The following is a 23,874-nucleotide window of genomic DNA, read 5'->3' as shown; positions in this document are numbered from 1 at the left end:
TTCAACCAGTGTTGAGGGGAAGTAAAAAACGGCTCCAAGGGAGCCGTTTTGTTTTTTATATCACCCCTAGTTCTTTACCCACTTCAGTAAACGCTTTGATCGCTTTATCGAGGTGCTCTCTTTCGTGAACGGCCGAGATTTGAACTCGAATACGTGCTTGTTCTTTAGGTACCACCGGATAATAGAATCCGATCACATAGATTCCTTTTTCCAATAGTTTATCTGCCATCTGCTGAGATAGCTTGGCATCATAGAGCATTACAGGTACGATTGGGTGCTCACCCGGTTTGATGTCAAAGCCAGCATCAGTCATTTGCTCTCTAAAATATTTGGTGTTGTCCTCCAGCTTATCTCTTAGCTCAGTCGTCTCACTCAACATATCGATTACGGCAATGGATGCTCCCACGATTGATGGAGCAAGTGTGTTAGAGAACAAATACGGCCTTGAACGCTGACGAAGAATGTCAACAATCTCTTTTTTTGCAGCGGTGAATCCACCGGAAGCACCACCCATAGCTTTCCCTAAAGTTCCGGTGATAATATCCACCCGATCCATGCAGTTTCTGTACTCATGTACACCACGTCCGGTTTTGCCAATAAATCCAGTGGAATGACATTCATCAGTCATTACCAGCGCATCGTATTTATCCGCCAAATCACAAATTTTATCAAGTTGCGCAATGGTACCATCCATTGAAAATACCCCATCAGTTACAATGATTTTAACTTTTGCTTCAGATGCTGCCTTTAGTTGTTCTTCCAAGTCAGCCATGTCATTGTTCTTGTACCGATAGCGAGCAGCTTTGCATAATCTTACGCCATCAATAATAGAAGCATGATTCAATGAATCAGAAATAATGGCATCTTCTGGACCTAATAGCGGCTCAAAAACACCACCATTCGCATCGAATGCAGCGGCATAAAGAATGGTGTCCTCCATACCCAGGAATTCTGAAATCTTTTCTTCCAATTCCTTATGAATGTCTTGTGTTCCACAGATAAATCTTACAGATGACATCCCAAACCCATGCGAATCAATGGCTTTTTTAGCTGCCTCAATCACTTTAGGATGTGAGGATAGTCCCAAATAATTATTTGCGCAGAAATTGATCACATGAGATCCGTCTTCAAGTGTGATGTCAGCCGCCTGTGGAGATGCGATGATACGCTCTCTTTTATAGAGTCCTGCATCTTTAATCTCTTCAATTTCTTTCTCCAGTCTTGGCTTCAGTGATTTATACATATCAGCTTGTTTTGGGTTTTATAGGTTTAATTTTTGGTCGCATCGGCTTGGCTGCAGTTGGTTTTTTTACCTCCTGTTGTTCATCAAGGATATAGTTTCTGCGAATGTTATTGATTAAAAAAAGCTTTTGTTGAGTGAAGCTGTTTGGATGTATCAGATCAAAAATCCGCTCGAAATCTGCATACTGTTCAGGTTCACCTGATTTGAATTTCTTTGGATCGATCTTTTTTTCTTTCAGATATTCGTCAAACTCCATCACGGCAAATTTAATAGAAGCCAGTTTTCCAATGGCGTGTAAATTTGCAAACCCAAAAAAGAATTGAATAAACAACTAAGCCATGGATAAAATCCTGATTATTGGTGCCTGCGGACAACTAGGAACCGAGCTCACATTAAAATTAAGAGAGCTAAAAGGAGTTGAAAATGTGATTGCTTCGGACTTATTGGATGACCCTGTAGAGCTTTTAAAAGATGGGCCTTATGAAAAACTAAATATTCTCAATAAAGAGTCTTTCCATATTATTCTTGAAGAGCATGGGATCAATCAGGTGTATCATCTGGCGGCAATATTGTCAGCCAAAGGGGAGCAAAACCCTCATTTTGCGTGGCAATTGAATATGGACAGTCTTTTAACGGTGCTTGAAGCGGGAAAAGATCGACTGAATAAAATTTATTGGCCAAGTTCTATTGCAGTATTTGGTCCGGATACACCAAAGGATAATACACCGCAGAATACCATTATGAGTCCAAATACGGTCTATGGTATTTCTAAACTAGCTGGTGAACGATGGTGTGAGTATTATCATGAAAAATATGACGTGGATGTAAGAAGTCTTAGGTATCCTGGCCTAATTGGATACAAGGCTATGCCCGGTGGAGGCACTACCGATTATGCAGTAGATATTTTTCACAAGGCAATCGCAGGTGAGCACTATGAGTGCTTTTTGTCAGAAAATTCCATGCTTCCAATGATGTACATGGACGATGCAGTGAAAGCGACCATAGAATTGATGGAAACGGAAAAAGAAAATGTCAAAGTGAGGAGTTCATACAATCTGGCAGCCATGAGTTTTTCTCCAAAAGAAATTGCTGCGGAAATCAGAAAACATTATCCGGATTTTGAGATTTCATACCATTCTGATTTTAGACAAAAGATAGCCGATAGTTGGCCGGGGAGCATAGATGATAGTGCCGCAAGAAATAATTGGGGATGGCAGCATTCATACGGATTAATAGAGCTTGTGGAAACCATGATCTCCAATTTGAAGAAGACAATTGTTTTTGATTAAGGCAATTTTCCTTTTTCTTTCCGCTACAAAAAAACCAATCAACCGATGGAATCATACGATAATCTTGCACTAGACCGAGTTGACGGTATTCTTACCATCACAATCAATCGCGAGAGCAAAATGAATGCTCTCAATCGAGCAACTATGCTTGAATTGAAGGATGCATTCCAATACGTTCAGGATAATCCAAAAGATATTCGTGGAGTAATATTGACAGGTGCTGGAGAAAAGGCTTTTGTTGCGGGAGCGGATATTAGTGAATTCTCCGGCTTAAGCGAAATGCACGCCCGAAAGTTTGCAGAAGAAGGTCAGGAGATTTTTCAGGAAATAGAGAATTGTCATACGCCAGTAATGGCGGTCGTAAATGGATTTGCATTAGGTGGTGGATGTGAATTGGCAATGGCCTGTCATATGAGAATAGCTGTTTCATCAGCTAAATTCGGTCAGCCTGAAGTGAATCTTGGATTAATTCCCGGTTACGGAGGCACACAGCGATTGACTCAATTAATCGGAAAAGGTCGGGCGTTCGAATTTTTGATGAGTGCAGACATGATTGGAGCAGAGAGAGCGGAACAAATGGGTCTTGCCAATTATGTAGCGGCAGATAAAGAAGCTGCACATGCTAAAGCTGTAGAATTACTTTCAAAAATAGCATCAAAGGCTCCCTTAGCTATAGGAATGGTGATCGATTCTGTAAATGCCTATTACCAAACGGGCGTGGAAGGATATCAAACCGAAGCAAATGCTTTTGCCGGATGTTTCGGCACGGATGATTTTAAAGAAGGAGTTTCCGCATTCCTAGAAAAACGTAAAGCCAATTTTAAAGGCGAATAATTCTTGTCAATTCTTAAAAAGCTTGCTAGCCAAACAGCAATTTATGGGCTGAGTAGTGTACTTGGCAGGATGCTTAATTACCTGCTGGTTCCGCTTTATACGTCAGTTTTTGTTCCGGCAGAATATGGGATTGTTACAGAGCTTTATGCATATGTTGCCTTCCTAAATATCCTGTATATCTATGGATTAGAAACGGCCTATTTTCGGTTTTCCTCTCAGGAGAAAGGATACAATTACTTCAATCTGGCTTTTACCAGTGTTCTCATCTCATCTTTACTGTTTTCCGGAGTTATTTGGCTTTTTTCCAATGCGATTGCCGATGTATTGCAGTATCCCAACAAAGCTCATTTCATTAGATGGCTAGCCGCAATTTTAGCCATTGACGCCATCGTGGCTATACCTTTTGCACGATTGCGCCAACATGGGAAAGCCTATCATTTCGCTGTTTTTAAGCTTTCAAATATTGGTATCAACATTCTATTAAATCTGTTTTTCATTCTCATGTGTCCGGCTATTATTGAAAGAAATCCGGATAGTATTATCAATAGGATTTATAATCCCGAAATTGGAGTTGGATACGTTTTTCTTTCAAACCTAATTGCAAACGGACTTTACCTTCTTTTCTTTATTCCGGACTGGATAAAAGTTAGGCTAACGTTTAATTCATTGGAATGGAAACGAATGATGAAATATGCCTGGCCGGTATTGATCATCGGATTTGCAGGTGTGACGAATGAGATGCTTAGCAGAGCTATCTTAAAATATCGACTACCAGAAGGATTTTATTCAGAATTTTCCAACCTTGAGATACTGGGGATATTTGGTGCTTGCTATAAACTCGCAGTTTTTATGACCCTGGCAGTTCAAGCTTTTCGATATGCCTTTGAGCCGTTCTTTTTTGCACAAGCCAAAGAAAAAAATTCTCCTCAGGTTTTCAGTCAGATAATGACATGGTTTGTATTATTCACATCATTTAGCTGGCTGATATTGTGCGTTTATATGCCCTATTATGCACCAATTTTCCTAAGACAAGAAAGCTATTTGTTAGCACTTGACGCAGTGCCCTGGTTGCTGGCTGGTGGTTTGTTTCTAGGGGTTTTTTATAACCTATCGCTGTGGTATAAACTGACCGACAAAACATTATATGGCGCCTATATTAGTTTAATTGGTGCGGGTACTACATTCATCCTAAACTGGATACTTATTCCTATCATGGGATACATGGGAAGTGCCATTGCAACGTTTAGCTCATATTTATTGATGGTGATCATATCATACGTTTGGGGAATGAAGCATTATGTGGTTCCATACCAAGTTTGGAAGATACTTAGCTATATCGTTTTAGCTGGATTGGGAATTCTAATCGATGGAATAACCAAAGAATCGATACTCAAGTCCACAATGATCGTACTAATCTTTCTAACTTTGCCACTCATTTTAGAACGAAAATCTCTTCGAAGACTAAGAGCTAATTAGCCAAAATCCATATCATTTTTATGAATCTTATCATTCCAATGGCCGGAAAAGGAAAACGACTCAGGCCACATACGTTGACAATACCAAAGCCATTGATTCCTATTGCAGGAAAACCCATTGTTCAAAGGCTAGTTGAGGACATATCAGAGGTTACACCTGAGAAAATAGAGAAAATCGGATTTGTGATAGGTGATTTTGATGAAGAAATTAAAGGTAAGCTTAGTGAGATTGCTAAAGAAGTAGGAGCTGAGGCACATTTCTTTGTACAAGAGACTGCTGAAGGAACTGCTCATGCAATTGCTTGCGCAAACGATATTTTGGAAGGAAAAGTAACAGTTGCATTCTCAGATACGCTTTTCAGAGCAGATTTTATACTTAATCCTGAGGATGATGGAATCATTTGGACAAAACAAATAGAAGATCCCAGCGCCTTTGGAGTAGTCAAAACCAACGAAGAGGGAATCATTACAGACTTCATTGAAAAACCAAAGGATTTTGTTTCTGATCAGGCCATCATAGGAATCTATTACTTTAAAAAAGGAGAAGACCTAAGATCAGAAATTGACTACCTAATTAAGAATAATATCCGTGGAGGAGGCGAATTTCAGCTCACCATGGCATTGGAGAACCTTAAAAATAAGGGAACCAATTTCACCATTGGAACCGTAGATGAGTGGTTAGATTGTGGGAATAAAGAGATCACGGTTCAATCAAATTCACAATACCTTGGTTTTTTGAAAGGTCAAAGCCTTATCTCTGAAGAAGCTGTTATTGAAAATTGCGAAATAATTGAGCCGGTATTTATTGGTTCAGGAACTGAAGTTTCGAACTCTACAATTGGACCTAATGTTTCTATAGGGAATGATTGTAAAATTTGTAACTCTAAACTCTCTGAATCACTCATTCAAAATAACACCTCACTTGAGGACGTTGATTTAACCAACTCAATGATTGGAAACTTCGTTAATTTGAAAGGTCAACCAAAATCAGTGAGTCTGGGAGACTATAGTCAATGGTAAAGCCATGCGAATAATTCTATTTTCAATTTTTTCATTAATACTCTTTTGCGCATCCGCACAGAAGAAAAAGAAGGATATTGTGATCCCTCAAACACAGGAAGATTCCCTCAAACTTGAGGGTGTTTTGGTTGAGGCAGAGAAACAACTGATACTGGAAAATTTCGCCAAAGCGCTGGAGAACTTTCATGTTGCACTTAAGATGAACTCAGAAAGTGCTGCAATTCATTTCAAAATTGCAGAGGTACTCGCAAAAAATGATCAGGGTCAGAAAGCACTTCCATATGGGCTAAAAGCCATTGAATTGGATCCGGAGAATAAATATTACAGACTTGGATTGGCACGAATATATCAATCGATTGGATTTTATATTGATGCAGCAAAAACCTATGAAGAGCTTTTGGATCGATTTCCATCTGAGGAAAATGCGTTGTACGAACTGGCTGAATTATATCAGTTGACAGGTAGAAGGGAGGAGATGTTTCGAGTGTTCGATTTGATTGAGGCACAGCTTGGTGTGAAAGAAGAAATTACGCGCGAGAAACAGCGGATTTACATGAGGGAAGGAAAGCTCGATGAGGTAATTCAGGAGTTCGAAAAGTTGATCGATGCTTACCCAAATGTTTCATCCTATAAAGCCGAATTGATTAATTTTTTAATTCAGAATAAGCGACTAGATCAGGCGGGTGAAGCTATAGCTGCCTATGAAGAAACAGAAGCTACTTCATCACGAATTACTTTGATGAAAAGTGAGCTAGCGTGGATGCAAGGCAATAGATCTACTTCGCTAGACTTACTGAGTGAGGCTTTTGAAACAAGTACCATTGATTTTCAATCTAAATTTCAGATCCTTTCAAACTATCTGGGGATGAAGCCGTCCTCAGAAGAAAAAGGTAAACTGACTGAAATTGCTGTTTCTCTTGCCGAGAAATACGAAGATGAATTTAAAGCCCAGGCCTTTGTAGGTGACCTACTTTATCAAGATGGACAAAGTGAGGAGGCGGTAAAGTATTATTTAAAAGCAGTGGACCTAAGCCCGGCAAATTATTCAGTATGGCAAAATATATTAAACATTGAAGCTGACCTAAATCAATATGACAGCTTAGTTGTTCACTCAGAAAAAGCACTTGAATACTTCCCCAATCAGGCATTGTTGTATTATTTCTCGGGCACAGGCTATCTGATTAAAAATGACTATAAAAAAGCTGTTCGGATGCTTGAGCAGGGCAGGAAATTTACCATAGATCCTAACTTATTGACTGTATTTTATGGTCAGCTTGGAGACGCATATAATGGCTTAGAGGAGCATGAGAAATCGTATAAATCATATGATAAGGCTCTTGAGAACAGTCCGGATAATGATCACGTGCTTAATAATTACAGTTATTTCCTGTCCTTGGCCAATAAAGATTTGGATAAAGCCCTTGAGATGTCGACCAAATTGGTGGAGCATCATCCTGAAAATCCAACATATCTGGATACTCACGGATGGGTACTTTATACAACGGGAAAATACAAAGAGTCAAAGAAATTCTTGGAGAAGGCAGTTTCTCTTGATGAAGATGGAACAGTCATTGAACATTATGGAGATGTATTATTCCAATTAGGTCAGATTGAGGAAGCCATCCAGCAGTGGGAAAGAGCCAGAGATCTTGGAAATGCATCAGAATTGATAGAGAAGAAAATAGCAGATCGGAAGCTATATGAATAGACTGATAGTAATGTGTTTAATAGGAGCGATATTTTTATCTTCCTGTAATAGAAAGATAGGAGCCATTTTTGGTAAGAAAAAGGATAATCTGGAGGTTGTAGATCCTGATTTTGAGTATTTATCAGCCAAAGCAAAATTCAAATTCGATGATGGTGAAAAAAGCGTTTCTGCTACTGCTAATTTCAGAATAAAAAAAGATAGCATTATTTGGCTATCCATAACCCCTGGCCTGGGTATTGAAGTATCCAGAGTGCTTGTTGACACAGAAAATGTGTTTGTTCTGGATAAAATCAACAAGCAGTATTATGAGTATACTTTTGAAGAGTTGTCCAAAGAATATGACTTTGACTTTAATTTTCAAATGATTCAATCTGTTTTGCTTGGAAACTTATTAGAACCATATAAAAAGCAAGGTTATGAGAAGTCGGATAGTTATTTTTCATATACGGCTTCAAAAGGAGTCTATCTCTTTCATAACTTCATTGGAGCTAAAAGCATGAAACTTGAAAAAGTTAAAGTGTTTGATGAAGGAACAAACAATACGATTTCAGTAAATTACAGCGACTTTGTCTTGGTTGACGGTCAGGTTTTTCCGAATGAAATTTCTGCAGTTATAGACTATGAGGCTGGTACAAAACCCAATACGGAAGTCAATATCACCTACAACAAAATGGTTATTGAAGACAGCCCCATTAGCTTTCCATATGCTGTCCCAAGTAAATATGAAAAGAAATAGCTTTCTAATTCTCTTCCTTTTCTTAATTCTCCTTTCGACAGGTTCTTCAGCTCTAGCTCAGAAAACCAAAAGTCAACTCGAGCAGGAAAAGATAGAGAATCTTAGAAAAATCGCTGAAGCTGAGCGAATTCTCAATGAGACTGCTGATGAAAAAAAAGCGACTTTGGGCCAGCTTCAAGCTTTAAACCAACAAATCAATGCCAGAGAATCATTGATTCGATCAATTGGGGCTGAAATAATCATTTTGGATGGTGAAATTACTGATTTGAGTATCGTAGTAAACTCCCTACAAAGTGATCTCATACACTTGAAAGAAGAATATGCCCAGCAGATATATTCCTCTTATAAAGCGAACAAAGGCAATAGCAAACTAATGTTTTTGTTTTCAGCTAGCAGTTTCAATCAATTGCTTCAACGCTTGAAATACCTGGAGCAATATGCTGATGCAAGGAGATTACAAGCAGAACAAATTGAGGTTGTCACGAAAGAACTTAGTGACCAAAGAAGTAAAGTAGAAGCAAAGCGCGCTGAGCAGCAAAGACTACTAAATCAACAGGTAAGGGAAAGTAGAAAACTAGCAAGATCGAAAAAAAAGCAATCCGAGTTAGTAGCTCAGCTTACAAAAAAAGAACGTCAGTTACGAAGAGAAGTAGAAGACAGGAAAGCAGCTAATAGAAGGCTGAATACTTTGATAGCTAAGATCATAGAAGATGAGGCAAAGAACTCTTCAAACGTTTCAATTGCGGAGGCAGCTAGTGCAGCTGAGTTGACAAGAATGTTTGAGTCTAAAAAGAATAATTTGACATGGCCTGTAGGCTCAGGATTTATTGCCTCAAAATTTGGGAAGCAGCCACACCCAGTATTAAAAAGAATAGTGGTGGTTAATGATGGTGTAGGTATTCAAACGGAGAAAGATTCACCTGTTAGAGCAGTTTTTGATGGAGAAGTAACTTTGATTGGTACTATACCAGGTAAAAACAATGTGGTAGTAATCAGACATGGATCCTATCTTACAGTGTACGCACAGTTGAAAACAATAAATGTCAAAAAAGGGCAAAGAGTCAAAGCCAATGACATAATTGGAGAAGTTTACACTGATCGTGATGGCATTTCAGAACTAGAATTTCAGGTATATAAAGGAACGACTAAGCTAAATCCGGAAAATTGGTTAGCTATGAAATAAATATCTTTTATAGTTACTGCTCGTACCTATAATCCTTATCTTTGTAATCTTAAAAATTAATAGCAATGCATACATCATTATTATTTGCAATGCCAGGGTGGACTGAGATGTTGATCATCGCTCTGTTTATTATCATCTTCTTTGGAGCGAAAAAAATACCAGAGATAGCACGAGGCATGGGTAAAGGAATCCGAGAATTTAAGGATGCTACCAAGGAAATTAAAAATGAAATAAACGAAGGCTCAAGCGAAGAAAAAAAGGCTTAATCCTTGAAAACTTTTCATACGCTCTCTGAAATTCAATCAGAGATTAGTTCTGGGAAGCTGACTGTTTTACAGTTGGTAAAATATCATCTAAAGCAAATTGAGAATAGCAATGGAAGGCTTAACGTCTTCCTTTCTGTTAATGAAGAAGCCGCTATTTCCAAAGCGGAATCATTAGACCAAAAGATTGCACAAGGCAAAGCAGGTAAACTTGCAGGATTAATTGTGGGCATTAAAGATGTCTTTGCTTACCAAGACCACCGATTACAATGTGCCAGCAATATTCTTGAAGGATTTGAATCCCAATTCACAGCCACTTGTATTCAACGATTGATCGATGAAGATGCAATAATCATTGGCCATCAGAACTGTGATGAATTTGCGATGGGCTCTTCAAATGAAAATTCAGCTTTTGGTGTCACTAAAAATCCGCTTGATGAAACGAGGGTACCGGGAGGTTCATCAGGAGGGTCAGCTGCTGCTGTTGCTGCTGATATGTGTCAAGTATCTATTGGATCAGATACAGGAGGTTCTGTACGCCAGCCAGCTGCTTTTTGTGGAGTTATTGGATTAAAACCAACCTATTCCAGAATTTCCAGGTATGGACTTGCATCCTATGCAAGCTCATTCGATACAGTTGGAATCATTTCTAAAAGTGTAAATGATGCCGCAATTGTTCTTGAGGTTATGGCTGGTAAGGATGAATATGATAGTACTGTTTCGCAAAAGGAAGTTCCTTCATACCTGCCAAAAAATTCGAATCAAAAATTTAGAATTGCTTACTTATCTGAAACACTGGAACATAAAGGTCTTAGTCAGGAAAGCAAAGAGACTACATGGCGATTTATAGAAGACCTCAGAACCGCAGGACATGAGGTAGAAGAAGCACATTTTTCATTACTTGATTACATCCTACCGACCTATTATGTTTTGACTGCTGCAGAGGCCAGTTCTAACCTTTCACGCTATGATGGTGTGAGATATGGGCAGAGGTCAAATGATTTTGAACTTGAGGAAATGTATAAATCTTCCAGATCAGAAGGATTTGGTGAAGAAGTGAAACGAAGGATCATAACAGGCACATTTGTACTAAGTGCAAGTTATTATGATGCATATTACACCAAGGCTCAAAAGGTTCGCCGATTGATCAAAGATGAAACTGAAAAGCTTCTTGAAAACTATGATTTTTTGGTTTCACCAACCGCCCCGACAACAGCATTTAAATTGGGAGAAATGAAAGATGATCCTATGCAGATGTATTTAGAGGATTTATATACTGTTCAGGCGAATGTTACGGGGATTCCTGCAATTTCAATACCATATGGGAAGGATAACTCAGGCATGCCTGTAGGCGTTCAAATCATGTCAAAAAGCTTTAATGAGGCAAAGTTGCTTGATATTTCAAATCAAATCATTACTTTCAAAGATCAAAATGACTAGGATATGATACGAAAATGGCTCCTTTTAGGGGTAATATTCATTTCATTGGTGGGGAAAGGTCAGGAATTTCAATTAACTGAAGTCATTCCTGATTACACATATGATGAAGTAGCTGATAGAATTTCATGCATTGAAGGAGATGTGCCTCTCGTTTTTAATGAACGAGTGATGGCCTTCATCGATTACTTTGCAATTAAAGATCGAGCATACACTCAGGATATAGTCAAGAAAAAGGAATTGTACTTCCCACTTTTCTCGAAGACCCTTGCAAAACACAATATGCCTGATGAACTCAAGTACTTAGCAATCGTAGAATCAGGATTACGACCAAATGCCATTTCTCGAGCAAACGCCGTTGGCTTATGGCAGTTTATTTCCTCTACTGGAAGAATGTATGGGCTGCATAGCAACTGGTATGTCGATGATAGGATGGATCCTGAAGAAGCTACAGATGCTGCAGCTCGGCATCTTATGGATTTATATAGAATGTTTGATAGCTGGGAACTTGCGCTGGCAGCCTATAACTGTGGGCCTGGAAACGTAAGAAAGGCGATACGCAGAAGTGGCTATAAAAGAGAGTTTTGGGAAATTTACAGATACCTGCCAAGAGAAACGCGATCATATGTTCCACAATTTGTAGCGATCACGTATATCTTCAATCATTTAGAAGAGCACGGTTTTGATCCTCAAGCTGACATGTTTTATCCGGAGATGGATACAATCATGATTTCTCAGTATTTTCATGTTGAAACTTTCTGCAACCAATTAGGTCTTTGCCTGGACGACATTCTGTTTTGGAATCCACAAATCAAACGTGGTGCGTTACCTGAAGGCACGAAAAATTTCGCATTGAAAGTACCGTCAGAGTGGAAAGAGGAAATTGTAACTAATCGAATCCACTTGTATGATACTGCGTCAAAAGTTGGCAAGGAGCACCTTGACTATCTGGCGAGAAATACACCTGGAAGTACATATGGTCGAGAACGGTTGTACTACAGAGTTCGAAGCGGGGATGTGTTAGGCACTATAGCTCGTAGATATGGTGTAAGGGTTTCTGATATAAAGAAATGGAATCGATTAAACAGTAATCTCATAAGAGTGGGCCAGCGATTAAGTATTTGGGTCCTACCTACCTATAATTCACAAACCAAAAAACTTTATACTGCATCGGTTGATAAACCTAAACCGACTGTCACAGTTCCTGATGGACAATCAGGAAGACTTTATACAGTTAGATCTGGAGATTCACTTTGGAGCATAAGCAAGAGTAATAATACCAGCATTGAAAAACTGAAGCAAGCCAATAAGCTCACTTCCAATACAATTAAACCTGGCCAGTCTTTAGTTATACCTAACTAGCAGAACCTAGATTTATATTAATTAATCTAAGTTTGAGTGACAGGAATAGTTTTTGCTGTGAATTGCTATTATAAACCGAAAGAAGTCAATGCATAAATATTTGTTTCTCTTAATTGCAATCATTTTTGGGTGCAGTGAAAGTGCCAAAGAAAACAGAAGAAAAGATTTATTGCCCACTGCTCGTGGTGAGGCAGATGAGATTATTCTTGTTGTAGATTCTACTCAGTGGGCAGACACTTTGGGTCTTGGTGCAGAGTTGAGAAAAACTTTCCTTGCCCCTATGCTGGGATTACCCCAGGATGAATCATTATTCAATGTTAGTAAAGTAAGTCCTCAAAGGTTGAATTCTGTTCTTAAGAAGGCCAAAAACCTGGTATTTGTAATGACCCTTGATAGTAAGACAACAGATAGTCGGGTGTTACAACAATACTTTACAGACCAATCATTAAATCAAATAAAACGTGACACCTCCATCTTCATGAGGCCTCAGCGAGATGTTTTTGCGAAAGGGCAAACAGTGATGTTTTTATTCTCCTCAACCGAGGAACGTCTTGCAAAAAAAATCAATTATAACCGATCTCAAATCCGGGAATTTTTTGAAACATCAGCAAGAGAAACCATAAAAAGTAAAATTTTCAATAGCCCCAAAAAGGAACTTGCAAAACGAATTAAAGAAAATCACAATGTAGAGCTGGTAATTCCTTATGGATGGGAGAAAGCCAGAGATTTAAAAAACTTTGTTTGGCTTAGGAAAATGGATGCCGCAACCGAGCAGAGTTTATTCATCTATTATGAGCCATACACAGACCAAGGGGTCTTTAATGAAATGGGTCGATTTAGAGATAAGATCACCAAAAGGAATCTTTATGATGGTGAAAATCCGGACGTACATATCAAACGTCAGGAAATAATTCCAGTTTTTACTGAAAGAGTAAATTTCAATAATCACTTTGCTGTTGAAGCTCGGGGGCTATGGAAGATTAGCGATAATTCCAGAGGAGGACCATTCATCGGTTATGCAATCGTAGATGAGGAAGAAGGCCTGATATACTACATTGAAGGTTACGTGGATTCACCAGGGACGAGGAAAAAAAATCTAGTACGTGAGCTTGAAGCGATACTCTCCACATTCAAAACCAAAGGAGATTTGACTACAGCAAATAAAGCTTCCTCTTAATCATTTTATTTATTGCTTATTCCTTTTTAGTTGGGCACCTTTGAAGATCAGATAAAAATCTGAGAAACTTTAACCAACGAAGGATGAGTACTACGAAGATTAGGCCTAAGGAGGCATTAGAATATCATTCAAATAAACCTGCTGGAAAAATTGAAGTGAACGCCACCAAATCGGTAAGTTCACAACACGATTTAGCACTTGCATATTCACCCGGCGTAGCAGAGCCTTGTAAGAAAATCGCTGATGATCCTGATGATGTATATAAGTATACCGCAAAAGGAAATTTGGTAGGTGTCATCTCTAATGGAACCGCTGTTCTTGGACTTGGAAACATTGGTCCTGAGGCTTCAAAGCCAGTAATGGAAGGAAAAGGTGTACTCTTCAAAAAATTTGCGGGTATCGATGTGTTTGACATAGAAATTAGTGAAGAAGATCCTGACAAATTCATTCAAATTGTAAAGTCTTTGGAGCCTACGTTCGGAGGCATCAATTTAGAAGATATTAAAGCACCGGAAAGCTTTAAGATCGAACAGACTTTACGTGAGCAGATGAACATCCCGATCATGCATGATGATCAACATGGGACTGCAATCATTTCCAGCGCCGCACTCCTGAATGCATTGGAAGTAGTTGATAAAAAAATTGGTGACATTAAGATCGTGGTTAGTGGAGCTGGGGCAGCAGCCATTGCATGTACGGATCTCTATGTAGCTCTTGGTGCGAATAAGGCAAACATCCTGATGGCAGATAGTAAAGGGATTCTTAATGAGAGCCGTAAAGGGCTTGATGAAATCAAATCAAAGTACGTCACTAAACAAAAGATTGATACGTTGGAGGATGCTTTGAAAGGGGCCGATATGTTTTTAGGCCTTTCCATCGCCGATGTGGTAACTGCTAAAATGCTAAAGTCAATGGCCAATGATCCCATTGTGTTTGCATTGGCAAATCCCGATCCTGAAATTGCCTATGATCTTGCCGTAAAGACACGTAATGATGTTGTTATGGCTACTGGCAGATCCGACCACCCTAATCAGGTAAACAATGTACTGGGATTTCCTTACATATTTAGAGGTGCATTAGATGTAAGATCTACTGCTATCAATGAAGAAATGAAGCTTGCTGCGGTCAAAGCGATTGCAGAGCTTGCTAAAGAACAAGTTCCTGATATTGTATTGAAAGCATATGGAAAATCAACCATAAAATTTGGAAGTGAATACCTCATTCCTAAGCCAATGGATCCTCGTTTGATTACCACCATTTCTCCGGCAGTTGCAAAAGCAGCAATGGATTCAGGTGTTGCAAGAATTCAAATAAAAGACTGGAAGAAATATGAAGATGAGCTTCTGGAACGTGTAGGAATAGATCAACGCTTGATTTCAAGGTTTGTTTATCGTGCCCGCCAGAATCCGAAGAAAGTTGTATTCGCTGAAGCAGATCACGTGAATATTCTCAAGGCTGCTCAGATGACGCTTGATACAGGCATTGGTATACCAATTTTGATGGGGAAACAAAAAATCATCAAGCAGCTAATTGAAGAACATGAATTAGAGGCAATCAAAGATTGTGATATCATCGATCCTAATGAGCAAATGGATCGGGTGGAAGAGTATGCAAAGGAGTATACTTTAATTCGCCAGCGTAAAGGAATGACCATGCACCTTGCCAGAAAAGCAATGACTAGTCGTACCTATTTTGGAATGATGATGGTTGAGAAAGGAGATGCTGATGTTTTGATTTCAGGCCTGTCCAATGATTATCCCAAAACTGTTCTTCCAGCGCTTCAAATTGTTGGAATGGAAGAAGGTGTTAGCCGAGTCGCCGGAATGTATATAATGAATACGCCAAAGGGTAATTTTTTCTTTGCAGATACCACAGTCAATATGAATCCAACGGAGGAAGAGCTGGTTGAAATCATTGGGTTGACGCATCGGGCAGTGAAATTTTTCGATTACGAACCTAAAATTGCAGGCCTTTCATTTTCCAACTTTGGATCGGCTAAAGGAGATGTACCTACCAAGATGGCTAAAGCAGTTAAAATGGCTAAAGAACGTTGGCCAAATATGATCATCGATGGCGAACTTCAGGCAAATGTGGCATTGAATAAGAATCTTCGAGATGATATGTATCCTTTCAGTTCATTAAGGGGCCATAATGTCAACACACTAGTCTTCCCAGATCTACAATCTGGAAATATTGCCTATAAAACACTCATGGAGATCGGTGGTGCAGAAGTAATTGGGCCGATCTTAATGGGAATGAAAAAATCTGTTCAGGTTCTTCAGCTTGGAAGCTCAGTAAAAGAAATTTATAATATGGTTGCCATCGCAGTTGTAGATGCAGGTGTCGATAATAGAGAAGGACTATGATTACCTATTTGAAAGGGCGGCTTGCCTTTAAAGATCCGACACATCTTGTTATTGATGTAGGCGGGGTTGGATATGAAGTAAAAATTAGTCTGATCACCTATTCACAGGTGAAAGACAAAGAAGATATCTTAATTCAAACCTATCTGCATGTTAAAGAAGATTCACATACATTATTTGGATTTTATGAACAATCGGAGAAAAAGAGGTTTTTAGACTTACTTTCAATAAATGGAGTTGGCCCAAGCACTGCTTTGATGATTTTATCATCGCTTGATGCAAAAGAACTACAAACAGCCATCGTTCAAGAGGATGTAAAAACCATTCAATCGGTAAAAGGGATTGGTGGTAAAACTGCCCAGCGAATTATCCTCGAATTGAAGGATAAAATGAAAAAAGAAGGATTACTGGATAAATCTGTGCAAATTCAGCCTCGTTTTGATAATACACTGCGATCTGAGGCGTTATCAGCCTTGACAACTTTAGGAATAAATAAGTCGATAGCTGAAAAAACTGTCGATAAGATTTTGAAAGAATACGGAGAGGAGATTAAACTTGAAGAATTGATCAAACACGCACTGAAGCGGTCATAAACCTAATCTAACTACTAAGGGCTCTTTTTTGAAAGAATTTCGGCATATACGATTCCTTCTAGCATTTCTAATTTTGAGCAGTTGGTCGCATGCAAATGCACTTTACTTTCAGGAGCAGGATACCGTCCAATCAGATACGGTTGGTCCTTATGAGCCAAGTAATAAACCTACGTTTCAACCAAGCTATCGCTTTGGTGACCCCTTCTCTTTTAGAAGTTCTCGATCACCTTTATTCCTAAGGGATCCTTCACAACTTGATATGCAGGTTCAATTTAACCCGGACACGACAGCAGATGATTCGGGTGTTACATATTCTGTTTATGAGAATATTGGAGCTCTTGATTTTAGGCCTGCTTCATTCATGACCTTTAGCGAATTCAATCAATACAATAATTCACAACTAAATCGAGAATATTTTAAAGAACGATCCGCTGGGCTTGATGGTGAAAGCGCAGTTAGTGGTAGAAGTCTAATTCCTCGTCTATATATAAGCCCTGTATTTGATCGGATCTTTGGCGGTAGTTATGTAGACATTCAACCAAATGGATTTGTAAATCTGGATTTCGGTGCTCGATTCCAGCGAATAGATAATCCAGCGATCCCTTTGCGTCAACAAAGGAATGGAGCTTTTAACTTCAACCAGCAGATAAGCATGAGTGTGGTCGGAAAAGTTGGAGAAAAACTTGCCATCACTGCCAATTTCGATAATAACAACACATTTGATTTTCAGAACAACCTGAAAGTAGAATATACTGGCTATGAAGAAGACATCATCAAGCGAATTGAGATTGGTAATGTAAGTATGCCAGTATCGAACTCGCTCATGAGTGGTGCTCAATCACTCTTCGGTATTAAAACAGAGCTGCAGTTTGGTAAACTTTATGTCACCACTGTTTTATCACAGCAACGAGGAAGAAATGAAACACTCACCATTGAAAGTGGATTTCAGGGGCGAGAATTTGAAGTTCAGGCTTCTGACTATCAGGAAAACAGACATTTCTTTTTAGGACATTTCTTCAGAGATAATTATGAAAGTTGGTTATCAAGTCTACCCCAGATTACCTCAGGCGTAAATGTCACACGAGCTGAAGTTTATGTGCTCAATAGAAATAATGACACAGAGACCACACGAAACATTGTTGGATTTATGGATCTTGGAGAGGGAACAGTAATCTATAGTGATGAAAGCAATGTAACCCCAGGTCGTGGTGGTCCCACTAGAAATAACGCCAATGGCTTATTCACAAATTTAAATGTTCAATCAGCCGATGGTGTAGATCAATACTTAAGTTCCACATTCCCATCATTTGAGAGCTCAGTAGATTATGTTAAGGTGACTACCGCCAGGAAACTGGATGAGTCAGAATACAAGATCAACCGCGAGTTGGGATATGTAACACTGACAAGAAGCTTACAGAGTGATGAAGTATTAGCGGTCGCTTATGAGTATACATTCAATGGTGCTGCTTATAAAGTGGGTGAACTAACCGAGGACTATCAAAGTAGGTCTGACGATAAGGTCATTTACCTAAAGCTTTTAAGGCCCAACAAAATCAACACGGATGTTCCTACTTGGGATCTAATGATGAAAAACATCTATACCCTCAATGCTGCTCAAGTAGGTAAAGAGGGTTTTCAGCTAAGAATCATATACCGGGATGATGCCACCGGACAGGATAACCCATCGTTGCATGAAGGAAGACTGTTAAAAGACATACCTCTAGTTGAGGTCTTCAGTCTGGACAGACTCAATCCCCAAGGTGATAGACAGCCAGACGGAAATTTTGACTTCATTGAAGGTGTAACCATAGATCCACAAAACGGCAACATCATATTTCCGGTATTACAACCTTTCGGTAATACGCTGGAACAACAATTTCAATCTGATGAAGGAAATCTGATTGAAAAATATGTCTATGATGAGCTATATACAGAGCCTAAGGCTACAGCAGAACTAAATGCCACACAAAATAAATTTGTAATATCTGGGCGATTGACAGCTGGTTCTTCCAGTGAGATCACACTACCAGGAATTAATATCGCTGAGGGATCCGTTATTGTCACTGCTGGTAATACACCATTGACCGAAGGTTTGGATTATACGGTTGATTATAATTTGGGTCGTGTAAGGATTCTAAACGAAGGAATCCTCAGTTCTGGTAAAACAATCCAGGTTTCATACGAAAAGGCAGATCTCTTCAATTTCCAGACACGAACATTAACTGGCGCCAGGTTTGATTATCGATTCAATGAAAATTTTAATATTGGAGCAACGGTCCTTCATTTGAACGAACGTCCTGGTGGTATATCCAGATATGCCGTTGGCAATGAGCCAACCAGAAATACTAAGTATGGTCTAGATATCAACTATCAAAATGAATCGCGGTTTTTAACCAAAATGGTGGACGCTCTGCCTTTGGTAAATACCAAGGCACCATCTTCAATTACCATCAATGCAGAATTTGCTCAGCTGATACCCGGTACGAGTAACATCGTTAATGGTGAAGGAACTTCGTATATCGATGATTTTGAAAATGCGATTACCCCAATAAATATAATGGGATGGCAGGCTTGGAAGCTATCATCTACTCCAAGGGTTTTTCCTGAAGCTCAAAGCGGAAACCAGGGGCTGAGTTATAATTATAGAAAGGCTAAGATAGCTTGGTACACTGTTGACAATAGTATCTTCTACAGATCCGGTGGAAATGCTCGACCTTCGAATATATCCGATGCGGACCTTAACAATCATTATGAGAGAGCAGTCTTACCACAAGAGATATTCAGACAAAGAGACCAAACAATTGTAAACTTCAATGAGCCAATTTTTGATGTAGCATTTTTCCCAAACGAAAGGGGGCAGTATAATTACAATCCAGCAACAAATCCAGATAACACTTTGCCAAATCCAGAACAGAATTGGGGAGGGATCACTAGAGCAATTACCAATGAGGTCAATTTCAATAAAACCAATATTGAGTATCTGGAATTCTGGCTAATGGATCCATTTATAGAAGGTGAAAATGGAACAGTTAAAGACGGGTTGATCAATGGAAATGCTCGTGAGGATTCAGATGGTGGAAAATTAATTTTCAACCTTGGAAGTGTCTCAGAGGATATAGCACCGGATGATAAACATGCATTTGAAAATGGACTTCCTGCTAATGGAGAAATTGGAACGGTTACAACCTGGGGTCAGATTACAGAAGATCAATATTTGACAAATTTCTTTGAGAATTCACCGGGTGCAAGAGATAACCAAGATGTAGGAATAGATGGTTTGACAGATGAAAATGAGGCGTTGATTCTTCAACAGAATAATGTGATTCTAAATCTGAATCCAGATGATACAGATATCTCTGCAGATAATTTTAAATACATATTGGACGCATCATATGATCAGGTCAATGCGACAATCGTTCAGAGATATAAAGATTGGAATGGGATGGAGAATAATTCTCCAATTGCGGCATCAGGAGGAAATTTTATACCAGCATCTACTACACTACCGGATAATGAAGATCTTAATCAAGACAACACAATTTCGGATTTGGAGGAATACTTTGAATACGAAATTAACCTGAGACCAAAAGCAGGTGGCTCTAATCCTGATAACCTTGAGCTTAATGATTATATCGTAGATCAAATTGAAAGCAGTAATGGAGAATCAACCTGGTATTTGTTCAGAATTCCTATCAAGAATGTAGGAATACCTAGAGGTTCCCCATCCTTCGAAAACATTAAATATGTAAGGATGTACTTGACTGGATGGAGTCAGCCCGTTGTGCTACGATTTGCTCAAATGAGGTTAGTAGGGAGTCAGTGGCGAAAATTTGAGCGAGCATTGAATGAACCTGGACTAGATGTCTTACCAAATATTGAAACTTCTGACTTTTCAATATCTGTGGTTAGCATCGAGGAAAATAGTACTTCTACCACAGGAGGAGTGCGCTATGTGCTTCCTCCAGGACTTGAAAGAGATATAGATAACACGACTCCTCAAAATCAACGCTTTAACGAGCAGTCATTACAAGTCTGCGTTGAAGATTTAGATGATAAGGACGCAAGGGCAGTATATAAGAATGTATCATATGATCTGATCAATTATGGCAGAATGAAGATGTTCTTCCATGCAGAAGCTTATAAAAATGATATGGTTTTGGATGATGAGGTTACTGCTTTTTTAAGGATTGGAACTGATTTTGATGAAAACTATTATGAGATTGAGGTCCCGCTTCAAGTTACCAGGCCTGAAGACCTTATGGGATCACAAGCTGACATAAGGAGAGCAGTATGGCCTCTCCAAAACGAATTGGATATATCAATCAAAGAACTTCTTGGAATAAAGTCAGAGCGAAACAGGGCAAACCTGGACGAGAATAGATTGTACTCAGTACCATCAAATGATGAGAAATATATTTTCACCATAAAAGGGCGTCCTGATATTAGTGCGATTAAAGTAATGATGATTGGTATCAAAAATCCAGGCGATGAATCAAATTCTCCAAAGTCGGTGTGTATATGGGCAAACGAACTAAGAGTAACGGATTTTGATAGCAATGCAGGATGGGCGGCAAATGCCAGAGTGAGTACGAAACTTGCAGATTTAGGAACTATTTCGGCATCTACCAGGTACACATCGATTGGTTTCGGAGGCATACAGCAACGTATTTCGGAAAGATCCCGAGCAGAAACTACGCAATATGATGTTTCCGCAAACTTGAATCTTGAGAAATTTTTGATCCCGGATAAGACCGGGTTGGTAGTGCCAATGTTTGTTAGCTATGAAAAGACCACAGTTACACCACAATTTGATCCGCTAGATCCCGATGTACCTCTTGAAGCTTCATTAGAGGCGTTTAACAATGTGTCTGAGCGAGAAAATTACAGAAGAATAGTTCAGGACAGGACAACTCGACGAAGTATCAACTTTACAAACGTCAGAAAAGAAAAGGTAAATCCAGATGCCAGGAGTCATGTTTACGACATTGAAAATTTTTCATTCAGTTATGCCTATAGTGACAGGATTTCCAGTAATGTGAATACAGCTTCTCTTATTAATAAGACCGTTAGCGGAGGGGTGAACTACAATTTTTCACCTGCATCATTGAGTGTAGAGCCCTTTAGCGGCTCTGAAAGATTATCATCTCCATATTTTGCTTTGATAAAAGACTTTAATTTTTCACCTGTCCCATCCAATTTTTCTTTTTCAACCAATCTAAGAAGAGACTTTAGATCAACAATATATTATGACAATGATTTGAATCCTTTAGATGATCTTAATGAGATCAATTTTGAGCGATCATTTAGTTTTTCGCGTAACTATGGGTTCAGGTGGGACTTCACAAGAAGTTTAGGGTTGACGTATAGTGCAACAGCTAATGCGGTCATAGACGAACCGAATGGCATTATAGAAGGTGATATAGATACCAGTTTTGAACGTGAATACATCTGGGATCAGATTTTCACACTTGGTCGAATGAAAAATTTCAACCAGAGTATTCAGCTAAACTATTCGCTTCCTTTTGATAAGCTACCATTTACAGATTGGTTTTCATCAGATGCACGATATTCTGTAGGATATGGATGGATTGCCGGTGCTATCAATCGTACGGCTAGCGATACAGTGAGTCTTGAAGATGATAATCTCTTTTTTGGAAATTTCATAAGCAATCAAAGAACCATTGGATTGACTGGTAGGGTAGATATGAATAAACTCTATGATAAGGTCACTTTCCTCAAAAATGCCAATACACCTCCCGGAAGAGGGGAATCTGTAAGTCCGGTAAATAGCGTTCTCAAGTTTTTTATGATGCTTAAATCAGTAAATGGGACCTATAGTATCAATGAAAGCACCTCGTTATCAGGATTTGCACCCACTCCATTCTTGTTGGGGCTTGATAGTGGTTTTAATGCACCAGGTTTTGAGTTTATTCTTGGAAGTCAGGATCCTGGAATTAAGGAAAAAGCCGCTCGAAAAGGATGGCTCGTTGAAAATGAGAACTTAAACTCCCCATTTCAGCAAACCTTCGGTACGGATATAGATGTAAAGGCTGATTTAGAACCCTTCAAGGACATGCGAATGCAATTAACATGGAATAGGGGATTAAACAATCAATACCAGGAAATATTCAGATTTGATGGAGAAGGAGGATTTGAAACGTTGACGCCATCAAGAAGTGGTAGCTACTCACTTTCATTTTTATCGATTAATACAGCATTTCAAAAGGACGGCCCCAATAACACTTCCGATGCATTCACTCAATTTGAACAAAATCTATTAGATATAAGAGAGCGTTTAAACAGGCTAAATCCGAATGGAGAATATGACACTTTATCTCAGGATGTATTAATCCCTTCGTTTATCGCTGCTTATTCCGGCAAAGATGTAAATAGTGTCGAGTTATCACCATTTCCTAAAACACCACTTCCCAACTGGAGGGTAGATTATACCGGATTGGCGAATATTCCGGCTATTTCTGAGTTGTTTTCATCATTTACGATTTCGCATGGGTATAACTCTTCTTACAGTGTTTCAAGCTTTACAAACTCTTTGAACTACGGGGAGGATATTATAGGACTTCAAAATGATATTCTTGATTATCCCCAAGCACAAGATGACAGCACAGGCAGATTGGTTCCGGTTTATATCATCAATCAGGTGATGATTTCTGAACAATTTGTTCCACTTATTGGCTTTAATATCAGAACGAAAAACAATATTTCAACCAGGCTGGAATTTAGGAAAAGCAGAAATCTTGCCCTTAATATGTCAAACGCTCAGATCACAGAGACCGTGAATAATGATGTCACATTGGATATAGGTTATTCGAAGGTTGGCTTTAAGCTTCCTTGGAAATTTCAAGGCAGAACAATAACACTTGAGAATGACCTGACCATGAGAATGGCTGCATCTATTAGGGACAGTAAAACGGTACAACGAAAGATTTTTGATAGCAGCACTGTCACTAATGGAAATCTTACCTGGCAGTTGAGACCTACCATCACCTATAAAATCAACAATCAATTGGATTTTACTTTCTACATGGAAAGGAATGTGACGGACCCTAAAGTCCTAAGCTCATATAAGCGTGCCACTACAGCTTTTGGTGTTCAACTAAGATTTGGTCTCGCACAGTAGCTCAGTTCAATTCAAAATGGTATTTTTGACGCCCGTTATTAAATCCATTATAA

The 23,874-nt window shown here is 39.0% G+C and carries 16 protein-coding genes; 14 read left to right on the top strand and 2 right to left on the bottom strand.

What is annotated here, in order from left to right:
- Positions 1–55: 55 nt before the first annotated feature.
- Positions 56–1,243: a glycine C-acetyltransferase gene (gene kbl / locus ACOMC3_RS14955; RefSeq protein ID WP_420316690.1), complete on the bottom strand. Its 1,188-nt coding sequence runs from the start codon at positions 1,241–1,243 to the stop codon at positions 56–58.
- 1 nt (position 1,244) lies between these two features.
- Entirely contained in the window at positions 1,245–1,499 is a 255-nt protein-coding gene (locus tag ACOMC3_RS14950; protein WP_420316689.1) for a hypothetical protein, read from the bottom strand.
- A gap of 82 nt (positions 1,500–1,581) precedes the next feature.
- On the opposite strand from ACOMC3_RS14950, the gene ACOMC3_RS14945 reads away from it, so the two are divergent.
- The 14 genes from ACOMC3_RS14945 to sprA all read left to right on the top strand — a co-directional run bounded on the left by ACOMC3_RS14945 (position 1,582) and on the right by sprA (position 23,821).
- A complete protein-coding gene (locus ACOMC3_RS14945; protein WP_420316688.1) occupies positions 1,582–2,532 on the top strand; it encodes an NAD-dependent epimerase/dehydratase family protein in 951 nt (316 codons plus the stop codon).
- Between the two features lie 45 nt (positions 2,533–2,577).
- Positions 2,578–3,366, top strand: coding sequence for an enoyl-CoA hydratase/isomerase family protein (locus ACOMC3_RS14940; RefSeq protein WP_420316687.1), 789 nt, complete (start codon positions 2,578–2,580; stop codon positions 3,364–3,366).
- Between the two features lie 3 nt (positions 3,367–3,369).
- Entirely contained in the window at positions 3,370–4,842 is a 1,473-nt protein-coding gene (locus tag ACOMC3_RS14935; protein ID WP_420316686.1) for a lipopolysaccharide biosynthesis protein, read from the top strand.
- Between the two features lie 20 nt (positions 4,843–4,862).
- Positions 4,863–5,861: a sugar phosphate nucleotidyltransferase gene (locus ACOMC3_RS14930; protein ID WP_420316685.1), complete on the top strand. Its 999-nt coding sequence runs from the start codon at positions 4,863–4,865 to the stop codon at positions 5,859–5,861.
- Between the two features lie 4 nt (positions 5,862–5,865).
- Complete coding sequence (locus tag ACOMC3_RS14925) at positions 5,866–7,569, top strand: tetratricopeptide repeat protein (protein ID WP_420316684.1); 1,704 nt, start codon at positions 5,866–5,868, stop codon at positions 7,567–7,569.
- Positions 7,562–8,305, top strand: a complete 744-nt coding sequence (locus tag ACOMC3_RS14920) for a DUF4292 domain-containing protein (RefSeq protein ID WP_420316683.1) — start codon at positions 7,562–7,564, stop codon at positions 8,303–8,305. Before ACOMC3_RS14925 ends, ACOMC3_RS14920 begins: the two co-directional genes overlap by 8 nt.
- Positions 8,292–9,488 carry a murein hydrolase activator EnvC family protein gene (locus ACOMC3_RS14915; RefSeq protein ID WP_420316682.1) on the top strand — a complete coding sequence of 399 codons (1,197 nt, stop codon included), beginning with the start codon at positions 8,292–8,294 and terminating at the stop codon, positions 9,486–9,488. Before ACOMC3_RS14920 ends, ACOMC3_RS14915 begins: the two co-directional genes overlap by 14 nt.
- A gap of 65 nt (positions 9,489–9,553) precedes the next feature.
- A complete protein-coding gene (locus tag ACOMC3_RS14910; protein WP_420316681.1) occupies positions 9,554–9,754 on the top strand; it encodes a Sec-independent protein translocase subunit TatA/TatB in 201 nt (66 codons plus the stop codon).
- A 3-nt stretch (positions 9,755–9,757) separates the two neighbouring features.
- Positions 9,758–11,191: an Asp-tRNA(Asn)/Glu-tRNA(Gln) amidotransferase subunit GatA gene (gene gatA / locus ACOMC3_RS14905; protein ID WP_420316680.1), complete on the top strand. Its 1,434-nt coding sequence runs from the start codon at positions 9,758–9,760 to the stop codon at positions 11,189–11,191.
- A 3-nt stretch (positions 11,192–11,194) separates the two neighbouring features.
- The gene (locus ACOMC3_RS14900; protein WP_420316679.1) at positions 11,195–12,550 is read left to right on the top strand and encodes a LysM peptidoglycan-binding domain-containing protein; all 1,356 of its coding nucleotides are present in this window, start codon (positions 11,195–11,197) and stop codon (positions 12,548–12,550) included.
- An 88-nt stretch (positions 12,551–12,638) separates the two neighbouring features.
- Positions 12,639–13,727: a DUF4837 family protein gene (locus tag ACOMC3_RS14895; protein WP_420316678.1), complete on the top strand. Its 1,089-nt coding sequence runs from the start codon at positions 12,639–12,641 to the stop codon at positions 13,725–13,727.
- Positions 13,728–13,810: 83 nt separating this feature from the next.
- Entirely contained in the window at positions 13,811–16,093 is a 2,283-nt protein-coding gene (locus ACOMC3_RS14890) for an NADP-dependent malic enzyme (RefSeq protein ID WP_420316677.1), read from the top strand.
- On the top strand, positions 16,090–16,683 hold the full coding sequence (ruvA, locus tag ACOMC3_RS14885; RefSeq protein WP_420316676.1) for a Holliday junction branch migration protein RuvA: 594 nt from the start codon (positions 16,090–16,092) through the stop codon (positions 16,681–16,683). The genes ACOMC3_RS14890 and ruvA overlap by 4 nt, the downstream gene beginning before the upstream one ends.
- 73 nt (positions 16,684–16,756) lie before the next feature.
- On the top strand, positions 16,757–23,821 hold the full coding sequence (gene sprA, locus ACOMC3_RS14880; protein ID WP_420316675.1) for a cell surface protein SprA: 7,065 nt from the start codon (positions 16,757–16,759) through the stop codon (positions 23,819–23,821).
- Positions 23,822–23,874 lie beyond the last annotated feature (53 nt).

The sequence above is a fragment of the Ekhidna sp. genome (assembly GCF_965212185.1).
GTDB lineage: Bacteria > Bacteroidota > Bacteroidia > Cytophagales > Cyclobacteriaceae > Ekhidna.
This window is presented reverse-complemented; position numbering and strand designations above follow the sequence as displayed.

Excerpts from the sequence above, each read along its gene's own strand:
- kbl (WP_420316690.1), bottom strand. The coding sequence starts at position 1,243 with ATGTATAAATCACTGAAGCCAAGACTGGAGAAAGAAATTGAAGAGATT.
- ACOMC3_RS14950 (WP_420316689.1), bottom strand. The coding sequence starts at position 1,499 with ATGGAGTTTGACGAATATCTGAAAGAAAAAAAGATCGATCCAAAGAAA.
- ACOMC3_RS14945 (WP_420316688.1), top strand. The coding sequence starts at position 1,582 with ATGGATAAAATCCTGATTATTGGTGCCTGCGGACAACTAGGAACCGAG.
- ACOMC3_RS14940 (WP_420316687.1), top strand. The coding sequence starts at position 2,578 with ATGGAATCATACGATAATCTTGCACTAGACCGAGTTGACGGTATTCTT.
- ACOMC3_RS14930 (WP_420316685.1), top strand. The coding sequence starts at position 4,863 with ATGAATCTTATCATTCCAATGGCCGGAAAAGGAAAACGACTCAGGCCA.
- ACOMC3_RS14925 (WP_420316684.1), top strand. The coding sequence starts at position 5,866 with ATGCGAATAATTCTATTTTCAATTTTTTCATTAATACTCTTTTGCGCA.
- ACOMC3_RS14920 (WP_420316683.1), top strand. The coding sequence starts at position 7,562 with ATGAATAGACTGATAGTAATGTGTTTAATAGGAGCGATATTTTTATCT.
- ACOMC3_RS14915 (WP_420316682.1), top strand. The coding sequence starts at position 8,292 with ATGAAAAGAAATAGCTTTCTAATTCTCTTCCTTTTCTTAATTCTCCTT.
- ACOMC3_RS14910 (WP_420316681.1), top strand. The coding sequence starts at position 9,554 with ATGCATACATCATTATTATTTGCAATGCCAGGGTGGACTGAGATGTTG.
- ACOMC3_RS14900 (WP_420316679.1), top strand. The coding sequence starts at position 11,195 with ATGATACGAAAATGGCTCCTTTTAGGGGTAATATTCATTTCATTGGTG.
- ACOMC3_RS14895 (WP_420316678.1), top strand. The coding sequence starts at position 12,639 with ATGCATAAATATTTGTTTCTCTTAATTGCAATCATTTTTGGGTGCAGT.
- ACOMC3_RS14890 (WP_420316677.1), top strand. The coding sequence starts at position 13,811 with ATGAGTACTACGAAGATTAGGCCTAAGGAGGCATTAGAATATCATTCA.
- ruvA (WP_420316676.1), top strand. The coding sequence starts at position 16,090 with ATGATTACCTATTTGAAAGGGCGGCTTGCCTTTAAAGATCCGACACAT.